The sequence below is a fragment of the Erythrobacter sp. S158 genome, from assembly GCF_057364915.1.
In genome coordinates, this window is the sequence record NZ_CP200279.1 from 856,276 (window position 1) to 869,476 (window position 13,201).

At 62.5% G+C, this 13,201-nt stretch carries 14 protein-coding genes; 9 read left to right on the forward strand and 5 right to left on the reverse strand.

Annotated elements, in window-relative coordinates:
* The first annotated feature begins 12 nt into the window (after window positions 1–12).
* Complete coding sequence (locus tag AC0V6T_RS04255) at window positions 13–1,116, forward strand: glycosyltransferase family 2 protein (RefSeq protein ID WP_486124623.1); 1,104 nt, start codon at window positions 13–15, stop codon at window positions 1,114–1,116.
* Between the two features lie 107 nt (window positions 1,117–1,223).
* Here AC0V6T_RS04255 and AC0V6T_RS04260 read toward each other — a convergent pair whose 3' ends face one another.
* Both AC0V6T_RS04260 and AC0V6T_RS04265 read right to left on the reverse strand, forming a co-directional pair.
* The gene (locus AC0V6T_RS04260) at window positions 1,224–2,582 is read right to left on the reverse strand and encodes a phospholipid carrier-dependent glycosyltransferase (protein ID WP_486124625.1); all 1,359 of its coding nucleotides are present in this window, start codon (window positions 2,580–2,582) and stop codon (window positions 1,224–1,226) included.
* Window positions 2,583–2,639: 57 nt separating this feature from the next.
* Entirely contained in the window at window positions 2,640–3,038 is a 399-nt protein-coding gene (locus AC0V6T_RS04265) for a hypothetical protein (RefSeq protein WP_486124627.1), read from the reverse strand.
* A 100-nt stretch (window positions 3,039–3,138) separates the two neighbouring features.
* Here AC0V6T_RS04265 and AC0V6T_RS04270 point away from each other — a divergent pair, with 100 nt between their 5' ends.
* Window positions 3,139–3,672, forward strand: coding sequence for a TetR/AcrR family transcriptional regulator (locus AC0V6T_RS04270; RefSeq protein ID WP_486124629.1), 534 nt, complete (start codon window positions 3,139–3,141; stop codon window positions 3,670–3,672).
* A gap of 12 nt (window positions 3,673–3,684) precedes the next feature.
* Complete coding sequence (locus tag AC0V6T_RS04275) at window positions 3,685–4,902, forward strand: trans-sulfuration enzyme family protein (RefSeq protein WP_486124631.1); 1,218 nt, start codon at window positions 3,685–3,687, stop codon at window positions 4,900–4,902.
* Here the strand turns inward: AC0V6T_RS04275 and AC0V6T_RS04280 are convergent.
* The gene (locus AC0V6T_RS04280) at window positions 4,899–5,237 is read right to left on the reverse strand and encodes an excalibur calcium-binding domain-containing protein (RefSeq protein WP_486124633.1); all 339 of its coding nucleotides are present in this window, start codon (window positions 5,235–5,237) and stop codon (window positions 4,899–4,901) included. The two genes, AC0V6T_RS04275 and AC0V6T_RS04280, sit on opposite strands and share 4 nt — an antisense overlap.
* A gap of 397 nt (window positions 5,238–5,634) precedes the next feature.
* Between AC0V6T_RS04280 and AC0V6T_RS04285 the strand changes: the two genes are divergently transcribed.
* Both AC0V6T_RS04285 and AC0V6T_RS04290 read left to right on the forward strand, forming a co-directional pair.
* Window positions 5,635–7,152: a SulP family inorganic anion transporter gene (locus tag AC0V6T_RS04285; protein ID WP_486124635.1), complete on the forward strand. Its 1,518-nt coding sequence runs from the start codon at window positions 5,635–5,637 to the stop codon at window positions 7,150–7,152.
* 125 nt (window positions 7,153–7,277) lie between these two features.
* A complete protein-coding gene (locus tag AC0V6T_RS04290) occupies window positions 7,278–7,898 on the forward strand; it encodes a DsbA family protein (protein ID WP_486124637.1) in 621 nt (206 codons plus the stop codon).
* A 3-nt stretch (window positions 7,899–7,901) separates the two neighbouring features.
* Here AC0V6T_RS04290 and AC0V6T_RS04295 read toward each other — a convergent pair whose 3' ends face one another.
* Window positions 7,902–8,690, reverse strand: coding sequence for a formyl transferase (locus AC0V6T_RS04295; RefSeq protein ID WP_486124639.1), 789 nt, complete (start codon window positions 8,688–8,690; stop codon window positions 7,902–7,904).
* The gene (locus tag AC0V6T_RS04300) at window positions 8,687–9,586 is read right to left on the reverse strand and encodes a polysaccharide deacetylase family protein (protein ID WP_486124641.1); all 900 of its coding nucleotides are present in this window, start codon (window positions 9,584–9,586) and stop codon (window positions 8,687–8,689) included. Before AC0V6T_RS04300 ends, AC0V6T_RS04295 begins: the two co-directional genes overlap by 4 nt.
* Window positions 9,587–9,873: 287 nt before the next feature.
* Here AC0V6T_RS04300 and apaG point away from each other — a divergent pair, with 287 nt between their 5' ends.
* The 4 genes from apaG (at window position 9,874) to AC0V6T_RS04320 (ending at window position 13,179) form a co-directional block, all read left to right on the forward strand.
* Window positions 9,874–10,287: a Co2+/Mg2+ efflux protein ApaG gene (gene apaG, locus AC0V6T_RS04305; RefSeq protein WP_486124643.1), complete on the forward strand. Its 414-nt coding sequence runs from the start codon at window positions 9,874–9,876 to the stop codon at window positions 10,285–10,287.
* A gap of 71 nt (window positions 10,288–10,358) precedes the next feature.
* The gene (locus AC0V6T_RS04310; RefSeq protein ID WP_486124645.1) at window positions 10,359–11,147 is read left to right on the forward strand and encodes a LysR family transcriptional regulator; all 789 of its coding nucleotides are present in this window, start codon (window positions 10,359–10,361) and stop codon (window positions 11,145–11,147) included.
* A 114-nt stretch (window positions 11,148–11,261) separates the two neighbouring features.
* The gene (locus AC0V6T_RS04315) at window positions 11,262–11,804 is read left to right on the forward strand and encodes a GNAT family N-acetyltransferase (RefSeq protein WP_486124647.1); all 543 of its coding nucleotides are present in this window, start codon (window positions 11,262–11,264) and stop codon (window positions 11,802–11,804) included.
* Window positions 11,805–12,378: 574 nt separating this feature from the next.
* On the forward strand, window positions 12,379–13,179 hold the full coding sequence (locus tag AC0V6T_RS04320) for a hypothetical protein (RefSeq protein WP_486124649.1): 801 nt from the start codon (window positions 12,379–12,381) through the stop codon (window positions 13,177–13,179).
* The last annotated feature ends 22 nt before the right edge of the window (window positions 13,180–13,201 follow it).

The following is a 13,201-nucleotide window of genomic DNA, read 5'->3' on the forward strand; positions in this document are numbered from 1 at the left end:
CAGCATCCAGCGATGAGCCTCGAGCTTGCGATAATTCTCCCGACGCTCAACGAGCGCGGCAACCTTGCGCCGCTTGTCGAGCGCATCGAAGCGGCGCTCGGGAGTCTCGTGGGGGAGGGGGGCTGGGAAGTGCTCATCGTTGACGATGACAGCAAGGATGGGACAGCAGACGAGGGCCGCGATCTTGCGCGGACCGATCGCCGGGTCCGGGTGATCCAGCGGATCGGCAGGCGCGGGCTTGCGAGTGCGGCGATCGAGGGGTTCTGCGCGACCGCTGCGCCGTATGTGGCCGTCATGGACGCCGACCACCAGCACGACCCGGCGCTTCTCGCTGGAATGCTCGATGCGCTGAAAGGGGGCGAGGCTGAAATCTGCGTTGCCAGCCGCTTTGCGCAAGGGGCGAGCACCGCGGCCTGGGAACAGCCTGAGCGCGAAAGACTTTCCAACCTCGCCAACCGGATCGCACGCGGGATAACCGGGGTTGAACTCACCGACCCGATGAGCGGCTATTTCATGCTCCCGACCGCCACGGCTCGGGCGCTTGTACCGCGATTGTCGGGGATCGGCTTCAAGATCCTTCTCGATCTGCTCGCCACCGCCGATGCGCCGATGAAAGTGAAGGAGTTTCCGCTGAAATTCGCCAAGCGCCGCGAGGGCGAGAGCAAGCTTGACCGGGCGATCCTGTTCGATTTCCTCGCCGGGATTTATGACAAGACGCTGGGCCGCCTGATCCCGACTCGCTTTGCGCTGTTCGGCACGGTCGGGGCGCTCGGTGTGATCGTGCACATGGCGGTGCTTGCGAGCCTTCTTTTCGTGTTCGAGGAAGCCTTTACGCTTTCGCAGACCGCAGCCGTACTCACCGCGATGAGCTTCAACTTCTGGCTCAACAACTGGCTGACCTATCGCGACCGCCGCTTGAAGGGCTGGGGCGAGTTTCTGCGGGGCTGGGCGGGGTTCTGCCTGACTTGCGCGGTGGGCGGCTTCGCGAATGTCGCAGTGGCGACACTGTTGCAGTCTCAGGGGCTATTCTGGGCGCTCGCCGCACTGGCGGGCATCCTCATCGGCTCTGTATGGAATTACGCGCTATCCAGCCGCTTCGTGTGGGGGCGGTTCTAGGCAAACCGGCTGCGCAGCAGCCGCAAGGCCGACTGGCCGCCGCGCCTTATGGCGCGAAGCCAAGCAGGCCGGATGGCCTGCGCCCGGCGTCTGAGGGCGCAAAAAAGCTACCTCCAGCCCGCGATCCAGGTCCAATCGGCAAAGCTCATGGGCCCGTCGAGCGGCGCGGCGGTCAGGATCTTGTAGAACACCCCGAACAGACCCGCGCTCGCCAAAAAAACGCCGTAAGCCAGCCTGCTCCATCCCGCTTGCCTCAAATCGCTCAGCGACAAGGCCAGTGCGCCGAGCAGGAACATGCTCGGCATGACGTAGTGATAATAGAACTGCACAGGCTTGGGCGCGATGAGCCACAGGCCGAGGCTGACGCCGTAGCCGACGACCATCGCGATCTTGGCCCAGTCGCCGCGGTAAAGCCCCGCGACAAGGCACCACACCAACGCAGGAAGGCCGATCAGCATGGTCAGCGGATTGCCGATCAGCAGAACCCCGCGCTGCGCTTCGTCGACGAATTCGTAAAGATACCAGATGCCGCGCGTGTTCATCACCCATTGCGGCCAATTGCTCTGATAGGAATGTGGGGCGAGCACCTGCTGCTGAAGCGCGAGCATATCGGCGTGAAGCCCGAACAGGCCAAGCTCTGAGATCGGCGAGGGGCGAAGCTCGCTGCCCAGCCAATGTCCCGGCATAAAAGTCAGCGCGTAGATCGCAAGCGGCAGGATGCCGAGCCACAGAAACGCTTCGATCAGGCTGGTCCCGGGTATCGGAACACCGCGGCGGCTCGTGAAGAAGCGGCGGCGGCCTGCCGACAGGCGCGCGGCGAAGAAGGTCAGGCCCGGCACCATCGCCAGCGGCACCGCGTTCCATTTGCTCCCCAGAGCGCATCCGATGGAAATGCCGGTGAGAATAAGGCGGGTGCGCCCCGTTTCCGGTTCGCGAATGGCGGCAGCGAATTGCCATGCGGCGAGCGACAGGAACGCCGCCATGAAGATGTCGAGCATCGCGATCCGGGCATGGATCAGCAGGTGAAAACCGGTCACTAGCAGGATACCAAACGCGACCGTCGCGAACCTGTCCTCGCTCGTGTGCCACATCGCCCGCATGCTCGCGCCCACGGCCACGATCCCTGCAATGAGCGGCATGATCCGCCAGCCCAGCGGATTGTCGCCGAACAGGTACATGCCAAGCGCAATCAGCTCCTTGCCGAGAAGGGGATGTTCGCGGTTCACGTATTCCCCGGTCACGCCCGCCCATGCGTTTAGGAATTCGCGCGCTGCCGGAAGGTAGTGAACCTCGTCGAAATAGGGCGCAGAAGGGGTCGTAAGCCGGAAGCCTGCTATCAGCGCGAAGATCGCCGGGATGACGAGGCACCAGATCCAGGGATCGCTGGGGTGCTCTGGCGCGCTTTCGTGAGCGCGATGAAGCGGCTCTGGTGCGTCGTCGACACTCTGGGCTTGGGCCTCGGTCATGGACCCGAGCGCTTAGGCAAGCACTCAGGCCCCTGCAAGCTTGTTAGGCATTCATGATCAGGCGGTTGGCGTGTCTGCCTGCGCGCATTCGAGGTAAAACAGCCGCGCGCACATGGCGAGAAGTCCGATGCTGGCGGTCGATATTACGAATAGCCCCCAAAGCGCGACATTCATTCCCACTGCGCGCGCTCGCGGTGCAATGAAGAAGAAGGCAATCAGAACCGCCGCGATCAGGTCCCACCAAACCTGAATGCCGGTGAGGTTCTGCGAGTGGTTCACCCAGAACATCACCGGCCCTTCCTGCCACAACTGGATCGTGGTGTAGCCAGCAAAGCCTGCTCCAAGCATCGCGGCCATAAGGGCACTTCCGGTTTTTTGATGGCGCGCCAGGATCGAGGCGAATGCGACGAGCCCGCCTGCAATGCCAGCGATGAACAGGATTTCAGTGGGACTCATGACGATTTTCCTCATTGTTGTAGCGAGTGCTACAAAAGCTTGTAGCGTAATGTAGCAATCGCTACAAGGCCCTATGTCCAGCGCATCCAACAGATCTCAAATGAACCGCGAGACGCTTCTTCCGCTTCTTGCGGCCCATGTCCTTGAGCACGGGCTCGCCGCTGCCAGCCTTCGGCCACTCGCCAAGGCAGCAGCGACAAGCGACCGCATGCTGATCTACCATTTCGGCAACAAGGTGCAGTTGCTTGCAGACATCCTCGCGCACATTGCCGACACCTATTCGCTGGCGCTTGATGCCGCCGTGGGTGGTGAGCGCGCGCAGAGCAGGCAGGAGGTAGTCTCGCGCATCCTCGCTCAGGTGAGGGAGCCAGCCATGCAGCCCTTCCAAACCCTTTGGTGGGAGATCGTGGCGGGCTCGGCTCGCGGTGTGCCTGGCTATCACGAGGCCGCCGAGGCGGTCATGGCTCGGTTGCTCGAGTGGCTGGAAACCCAGATGCCCGAGAACGACCCCGATCCGGTTGGCGGCGCGCGGTACCTTCTCACGCTGATCGAGGGGGCGCAGATGCTGAGCACCGTCGGCCACGCGCGAACAGCGCGTGAAGGACTGCTTGCGGGCGACCTTTCTGGCGACTAATCGGGCTGCACGATGAAGAAGACCACCGGAATGGACCGCGCGACGACGCGCAACTGGCGACCCGCGACACAGGCCGTGCGCGGCGGGACGTGGCGCTCGGAACATGGCGAGACGAGCGAGGCGCTGTTCCTCACCTCGGGCTACACCTATGACGATGCGCAGACGGTGGCGGACCGGTTTGCGGGCGAAGCCGAGGGCATGACCTATTCGCGCCTTCAGAACCCGACCGTCGCGATGCTGGAAGAGCGGATCGCCTTGATGGAAGGGGCCGAGGCCTGCCGCGCTCAGGCGAGCGGGATGGCGGCCATGACCGCTGCATTGCTCTGCCAGCTGTCCACCGGTGACCATGTTGTCGCCGCGCGCGCCGCGTTCGGTTCGTGCCGCTGGCTGGTCGACCATCTGCTCCCGCGTTTCGGGATCGAAACCTCAGTGATCGACAGCGCCGACGATGCGGCATGGGAAGCGGCGATCCGGCCCAATACGAAGGTTTTCTTCTTCGAGACTCCGGCCAACCCGACGCTCGATATCGTTGATCTCAAGCACGTCTGCGACCTCGCCAAGGCGCACGGGATCACCACGGTTGTCGACAACGCCTTTGCCTCGCCCGCCTTGCAGCGCCCGATGGAGTTTGGCGCGGACGTCGTCGCTTACAGCGCGACCAAGCTGATGGACGGGCAGGGCAGGGTGCTCGCCGGCGCGATCTGCGGGAGTGAGGAGTGGGTGAACGAGACACTCATGCCGTTTCAGCGCAACACCGGACCCACGATCAGCGCATTCAACGCCTGGGTCGTTCACAAGGGGCTCGAGACGCTGAGCCTGCGCGCTCACCAGCAGAGCCGCAATGCAGTGGCGCTGGGTGAGTTTCTCGAACCGCGCGTGACCAAGCCGGGCGGCCACATGCGGCATCCCGGCCTGCCGAGCCATGCGCGCCACAATCTCGCTCTCTCGCAAATGGAAGCGACGGGTCCGATTTTTGCCTTCGACGTCGGCACGCGCGAACGCGCCTTTCAGATCCTCAACGGGCTGGAGCTTGTCGATATCTCCAACAATATCGGCGATGCGCGCAGCCTGATGTGCCACCCGGCGAGCACCACGCACGCAAACATGGGCGAGGAAGCGCGCGAGGAAATGGGCGTTTCCGAAGGCCTCCTTCGCATCAATGTTGGGCTTGAGGACATAGCCGACCTCACCGAGGACATGGACCGGGCGCTCAGCGCGGCGGGAATTTAGCGCCGACGGCGACTTGGTTCGCAGGCAACTCCGTCGTTATCCCGGTCAAGCGCAGGCCGATAGCCTGGCTGGCCGCGATAAATCGGCGCAGCACCGGCAGCGCGTACGGCATCGCAATTGCGATAATAGACGTCACCCTCGATGGACTGCGCCCTTTCTACCGGTCGGGTGGCGCGAGAATTGCGGTGGCAATGATAGGTGCCGTTCTTGCGATCGTTATGGCACCCTTGCGCGTTGAGCCCACCCGGATGCGCTGCGACCGGAATGGCCAAGAGGCCAAGAGTTGCCGCGAAGGCCGATGCGATAGCAGCAGGAAGGTAACGTGCCTTGGACATACCTTTAGATAGCACGAAATCCTTCTGAGAATAAAACGGGCGAGGGATCGAGAGCGCTCACGCAAAAAGCCGGGGCAACGCGCATGACGCGCCACCCCGGCTTCTAAGCACATCCGCTGCGGTTCGATGGTCACTTACGCAGCGGTTGGAACGACCTTTCGTGTGGCCTTCGCCAAGTCAGGGCATACACGCGTGCATGCCAAGACACAGTCGGTATTGCCTCACGGCTCCTAACAATTCAGGAGCGAACGACGCTAACGCCAATTTAACCACGTCATACACGGACAGCGCGGTTGTGCAATGCAGCATGATTGCCTATGTGGCTCCATCACTTCTCCAGTCCGGGCGCACTCTCTCCACCTGTCCGGCTCATAGACATTTCCGGATAGATCCGACCATGACCCAGACCCGCTCCTTCGCGGAAACCTTCCGCCGTGACTGGTTCGCTCAGCCTCGCGCAGACATTCTTGCAGGGATCGTTGTCGCCCTCGCGCTGATCCCTGAGGCCATCGGCTTTGCGCTGATCGCAGGCGTCGACCCGAGCGTTGGCCTTTATGCGAGCGTCGCGATTGCGATGGTGATCGCGTTCACTGGCGGGCGTCCGGGCATGATCTCGGCGGCGACCGCTGCGGTCGCGGTCGTGGTTATCCCGCTCGTGCGCGATTACGGGGTCGACTACCTCTTTGCAGCGACGATCCTGATGGGCGTGTTTCAAGGTATTGCGGCGGTGCTGCGGCTCGACCTGCTTATGCAATTCGTCTCGCGCAGCGTCATCACGGGCTTCGTGAACGCGCTCGCGATCCTCATTTTCATGGCGCAGATCCCTCAGCTCATGCCGGGTAACGAGGGCGTGGGCCCGTGGACCTGGGCGATGGTCGCGGTCGGCCTTGGCATTATTTACGGCTTCCCGCGCATCACCAAGTCGGTGCCGAGCCCGCTTGTCGCCATCGTCTTGCTGACCGCTGCGGCAATTTACTGGGGCCTGCCCGTCAACAATGTCGCGGGCGAGGGCACTTTGCCCGATGGCCTGCCAACCTTTGCGCTGCCCGACGTGCCGCTGACGTGGGAGACTTTGCAGATCATCGCGCCGTACTCGCTTACGATGGCGGCGGTCGGTCTGCTCGAAAGCCTGCTCACCGCGCAGATCGTCGATGACATGACCCACACTGAAAGCGACAAGCGCCGCGAGAGCGCGGGGCAGGGCATCGCCAACGTGGTCGCTGCCTGCTTTGGCGGCATGGGTGGCTGCGCCATGATCGGGCAGTCGGTCATCAACGTGACCTCGGGCGGGCGCGGGCGACTGTCGACCTTTACCGCTGGCGCGTTCCTGCTGTTCCTCCTCACCGTTCTTGGCCCGTGGGTCGGACAGGTGCCGATGCCGGCTCTGGTCGCAGTTATGATCATGGTCAGCATCGGGACGTTCAGCTGGAACTCGATCCCCAACCTGCGCCGCCATCCGCCGACCAGCTCGATCGTGATGATCGCGACGGTTGTCACGGTTGTGTGGACGCACGACCTGGCGCTTGGGGTGCTTGTCGGCGTGCTGCTGTCGGGCATCTTCTTCGCGCAGAAGGTGAAGAACATGTTCACCGTCGAGCGTGTGCGCCGACCGCATTCGGCTGTCTATCATGTGAGGGGCGAGATATTCTTCGCCAGCGTCGACCGCTTCGTCGACCTGCTCGGCCCGGAAAGCCAATACGAAGACGCCGCTCACCACGTCGTCATCGACGTGAGCCAGGCGCATTTCTGGGACATCTCTGCCATCGGTGCGCTTGAGAAAGTCATCGAGCGCATGCGTCGCAATGGCCGTCACACGCGCGTGGTCGGACTGAACGCGGCAAGCGCCGACCTGTTTGATCGCTTTGCGCTGGAAGACAGAACCGGGGTGGAATTGGGTCTCTCTCCGACGGGCTAGCCAGCGCAATCGGCGTCGTGAGCGCGCTCGGCGCCTGAGGGCCGAAAGCATAACGTCTGAAAAACAGACTTGAAACGCGCGCCGCGTCGTGCGAGCCATCGGAAAACCTTATCAGGAGAGTTCCCATGGCAAGCCGCGTCGAGCTGATCTTCGATTTCGTCAGTCCCAATGCCTACATGATCTGGTGGCCGCTGCGCGATCTCGTCAAGCGGACCGGGGCAGAGCTCGACGTCACGCCGGTGTTCCTTGGCGGGATGCACAAGCTCACCGGCAACGCGCCTCCGATGATCCGCGATGCCGATGTGAAGGGCAAAGTCGAATATTCGATGCTCGAAATGCGCCGCTTCATCGAAAAGCATCAGCTGAGCAAATACAAGCTGCACCCCAACTTCCCGTTCAACTCGATCACGCTTCAGCGGATGCTGTTTGCCGCCGATCAGGACGGCCGCGGCGTGCAATTCGTCGAGGGAATGCTGCCTGCAATCTGGGAACAAGGCGTCGATGTCACCGACCCCGAAGCCCTCGGCGCAGCGGTTGCAGCAGCGGGCTTCGATGCGAAGGACCTGTTCGAGCGGACTCAGACCGACGAGGTGAAACAGGGTCTTGTCGCCAACACCGACAGCGCGGTCGAACGCGGCGCGTTCGGTATTCCGACGCTATATGTTGGCCCCAAGGACGGACCGCAGGAAATGTTCTTCGGCAAGGAACGTCTCGGCCAGATCGAGGAAGAGCTCGAAAAGGGGTAGCGGCTAGGTCGCCAGTCGTCCGGCTTTGCGCAACCGTTTGAGCGCCCTTCGCGACCCTAGCTCGGTCCAGATGTTGAGATCCTTGCCGCGATATTCGGTGCCAATCGAGTGGTCTTGCTCGGCGCCCTCGGCTGTGCCGTCGAGAACCTCTCCGACGACTTTCACATAGCCCTGCGCGCCCACCTCGACAGCGCGGCCAAACACGGCGTGCAGGTCGTCGTGTGACTGCAAGCTCGCGCGCCCGGTGAAGAACACCTTGCCGCCGTCAACCGCAGAGGTGCATTCGTGGACGGTCGCTCCGACCATGTCGGGCCGCTCGTCGAGGATTGGCCACATTGCGCAGCTGACCCCGCGATAATGCGGCGAAATTCCGGTGTGCATGTTGAGCGCGATATCACTCGCGCTCTCCAGCACATCGTCAGGGATCATGCTGGTTCCGTAGATTGCGAGCACGTCCGGCTGGAGCGCTTCGACTGTCTTGAGCAGGCGGCCAGCTTTTGGCCTCCCGACCCGCTGCACGAGGTCTTCGCGAGCAAATTGCGCAGATGTCTTGCCAAGCACCCGCGCAAGGCTGGCCTCGCGCTTGCCCCGGTCGCTCGTAACCTTGAGAAAGACGCTGCGCAAAGCCTTGCCCAAGAACTGGTCCGGATTGCGCTTGAGGACCTTCTTCCAGGACCTCTTGGCTGGTGGATCGCACACGAGGATCGCAGCCACGTCGTAGGCTTCGCAAAGCGCATTGGTCACGTATTTATGCTCGCGCCCGTCGCCCGTGATGATGACCAGCCGCTTCACCCCAGCACCGCCTTCTTGAGGGAGCGCAAATGCTGCTTCACCCGAAATTCGGATGCCAGTTCGCGATTGGACTGGTTCGTCAGTGAGCGGCGATACCAGACGTCCTTGGCCGGGCGCAGCCAGTTGGCGCGGGCATGGACAAGAAAGATCGCCTCGTGACCGCTCTCCCGTGCATGCGCGTGTACCTCTTCGGTCAGGTCAAGCTCATGCCCATAGGGTATCGAAAGCGAACGCACGCGGCTCTGCGACAGCTCTTCCAGCATTGCCTTTGAGCCAGCGATCTCTTCCTGCATCTCTTCTGCGGACAGGCTGCGGCAGTGCACATGGGTCTTGGTGTGATTGCCGATCTCGATACCAAGGGAAACGAGCTCTTTCAGGTCACGTGCCGACAACAGCGGAGCGCGTTCGCCGAGGTCAATGGGACCGAACTCGGCGATCAACTTGGCGACCACGTCCTGACGTTCGGCCGAGCCAAGACGCGCCATGTCGTTCACGATCAGCGAATGCACCGCATCGCGGGACGGGATACCAAGCACGCCGCAGACCTTCTCGATCCCGAACGTATTCACGGCATAGGCCAGCATGGAATCGAGCGAGATCGCACCTTCCTGAACCATGCCGGGATTGATGAAGTAGACGGCAGGTATCCCGCGCGGGCCCAACACTTCGCGGGCAATGCCAAGCACCGAGTACCAGGCGTCGTCAAAAGTCAGCAGCAAGGAATTGTTCGGCAAATCCCCGCTCAGGACTTGATCGAGCGACACGAACGTATAGCGCTCATGCAGCCACGCGAGGTGACGCTCAAAGGCTTCTCGCGAACTGGTCAGGCCAAGCCCTCTTTCGAAGGCGCCTTCCTCCCCGATGTGATGGTGCAGCACGCAGGTGAGGTGGGGCATGATCGGGCTTGGTGGCTCGCAGGATGGTAAAAGTGCGCCGGCGCAGCGATGAACCGTCCACGCCGTGCAGTCGGCGTTCACCTAGCCCAGTCGCTGCGCGCGCGGCAAGTGCAGACCCGCAGCAATCCGGGTCAAACCGGCTGTCGCAAAGGAACCGGTGAAGTCCGCAGCCGTTCATTCATCGTCCATTGTGGCGCTGTGCGGTACAAGGCTTGCGTTATTCGCAGGTGGATTAAGGGCACTCCCGCTCTTGAGGCCAGAACGAGAATTGCTACGTATAGATTCGTATGAAGGAACTTTTCCAACACGCAGCCGTCACCGAAGGCATCACCGTGCGCGTCGCGGTCAACTTCCTGCCCGAGCAATCACACCCCGACGCGGGCAAGTGGTTCTGGGTCTATCATATCCGCATCGAGAACGGATCGCATGAGCAGATTCAGCTCATCACCCGCCACTGGCGCATCACCGATGCACGCGGGATGGTGAACCATGTAGATGGCGAGGGCGTCGTTGGCGAACAGCCTGTCCTCGCTCCGGGTGAAAGCCACGATTACGTCTCCGGCTGTCCGCTGACGACAACGCACGGCTCGATGGAAGGCTTCTACACCTTCCACAAGCCGGACGGCTCGCCGATGGAAGTGCGCATCCCGTTCTTCCCGCTCGCCGCGCCTGAGACTGCGGACGGACAGTCGCGCGCCTGATAGAACGCGTTTCAAGCGCACAATTTGCATTGATCTTGCGATAGAACGCGCTCGCTTCTAAGCGGGCCATCGTGAAACGCACGCACCTCCCCTTGAACGCCCTGCGCGTCTACGACGCTGCCGCGCGCCACCTGTCGTTCACCCGCGCGGCTGACGAGCTTGCGGTGACGCCTGCCGCTGTCGGCCAGCAGATCCGCGCGCTTGAGGATCACCTCGGCGTGGTCCTGTTCCGCCGCACGTCCAAGGGGCTGGAGCTCACACCCGAAGGCGAGGCTGGTCTCGATGCGCTTCGCGAAGGCTTCCTGCGCTTCGAGGAGAGCGTTGCCGCGATGCAGGCGGGGCAATCCTCCGACCGCTACACTATCGCCGCCCCGCGCGAATTCTACGCCGAGTGGCTCAGCCCGCGCCTTGCCGAGTTCCAGGCGGGCACCCCCGGTGTAGTCTACACCATCCTCGCCGATGAGGGCGCCGACTTCACCGAGGCGAACCTCGACCTTGCCATCCGGCTGGTCGACGGTCCCGGCGAGCTCGAAGGCACTCAGCTTGCCGAGGCTCGCCGCGTTACGGTCGAAGCTCCAAAGGCCCGCGATTCCTGGATCGACTGGCCCGGAGCCGCTCTGCCCGAAGGCGTGCGCCCCTGCATCAAGGCGGGCTCTGCCGGACAGGCTCTGGCGAGCGCGCTTGCCGGCATGGGCCGCACCGTCCTTCCGCTGCCGCTGGTGGCGGGCGCGATCGAGCGCGGGCAGCTGACCGCGCTGGACGAGCCGGTGGAGAGCCGCCGCGCCTACTGGCTGGTCGCCCCGGTCCCGCAATGGCGCTCCAAGAAGGTCAAGGCGCTCGTCGAGTACCTCACTTCCTGACTGACGCACCCCATCCGGGGTGCGGTGTCCTCGCTCACACGACCTGAAGGTCGCGTCGCTGCGGGCGCCCGGTCGGGCTTGCACTCGGCTTCGCCTCGCGTATCAGCGCGAGGCATGAGAGCCGTCCAAACCCTCACCACGCCCCGCTTCACCCTGCGCGCGTTCCGGCGCGAGGATGCAGCCGCGCTCTTTCCGACCATGTCGGACGACGATGTCAGCCTATACCTCACCCGGCCCGCCTTCACCTCGGAAGAGGAGCTGTGGGGCTGGTTCGCCGATCCCGACTGGATCGGGCGCACCTGGATCGCCGAGGATGCGGGCGGAGACGTCGCAGGCCGCTTCGTCGCGTTCCCCGCGCATGAGAAGGGCGTCGAGGAGGTCGGCTACATCACCGCCATTCACCGCACCCGCGAGGGCGTCGCGCGCGAATGCATGGAGGCGCTGATCCGCCACCTGTTCACCGCCGCAATCGAGGACGCAGGCGCACGCAAGCTCACCGCCGAAGTCGACACCCGCAACGCCGCCTCGGTCCGCCTGCTCGAAGCGCTAGGCTTCACCCGCGAGGCCCACTTGCGCGAGCACGAGACCACCCATGCGGGCCTATGCGACATCTACCTCTACGGCCTGCTCAAGAGCGAGTGGGACGGCGGCGAATAGGGCGCTCGGGCTTGATCGCGGGACGCGCTCCAACGCCAGCGCAAACCCGCAGAAAACCGAGAAGTGGACCGCATGTTACACGGTCCTAGCGCAAACTCCTGAGCCACCGCAAATGCGCGCGCAAAACCCCCTCATTCGCCTCCCGCCGAGCCGCAACTTCGGGAGGGCAGGGCGGGTTCCCCCCGATATTCTCCACCGCCACATGAGCCGCCCAGCCGGAATTGTGCGCATGCTGATCGGTGTCGCCGTGCGGCTGCCAGCCAGCATCCGGGCGACCGGGAGGAAGCGGCTGTGTGGGATCGTAAGGAGGGGTTTTCATCGCGTGGTCCTTTTGTGGGGAGGGGAGGACCGGGTGACTTGGCAGAATTTGGGCGTGTAGGAAAACTGTTCTGAAACGAGACAATTACAGCCATGTGACACTGTTTTAATCGGATAAGTAGCAGGAAAGTATTGTTTTTATTCTCGAACATGAAAAGGGAAGCAATGGTTTACCGAACGGTAGAAATTCGGGGATCGATTCAGAAGATCAGTTTCTTGGGACGTACTGAAACTGCTTCGATAAGATGGGGGTATTATGGATCAGGAACGAGCGGATGCGGAGCATCTATTGCCGTATCTGCAAAACCAAGAGCGCGACCTAGTCGATCTCATAGTGAAGCGTACACCGCTTGAAAAAATCATTGAGCGCATGGGCCTGCCGCAAAGCAGCGTGGAAAACCTCGTTCACCGTGCGCGTTTTGCTTTCGGGGCGAATGATGATCTTGTCGATGATTACCTTGCTTTGCTTGAGGATTGGCAGGCATCGACCGGCAGCAAGTTTGCGACCAACGATGACGAGATGGGCGGTTTTGACGATAAGGGGAGGTTCCAATCGAGGATGCTTTCGATCCTTGGGACGCTTCAGAAAAAGTTCTCTCCTGCCGAGCTTCGCGATGTCGCTGCGGCACTGCTGAAGCTTGCCGATTCCATGGAGCAGAATTGGTCGCCGCATCGCGTACAGGCGCAGTATCGCTGGCCGTCACGCGCAGCCCGGATTGAGCGCAATTCCGTCGAATTGGCGAAACGCGCGATGATGCTGCTTGAGCATCGCAAGCTACGCGAGAAATACCTTCCTGGCGAACTATTCGGCGATCCGTCGTGGTACATGCTGCTGGACCTGTTCGTGCAGTTTGCGGGCGGGGCAAAGGTGTCGATCACCAGCCTGTCAATCGCGGCCTATTGCCCGACCACCACGGCCCTGCGCCACATCGGTCAACTCGAAGAGCAAGGCCTGATCGTACGCGAAGCCTCGCCAACGGACGCACGGGTCAAGCTGCTGAGCCTGACCAAGCAAGGCGTGCTTGGCGTAGGGCGGGTGCTGGAGCGGGTGATCTGACAGGTTTGGCGCGCTAAGATAC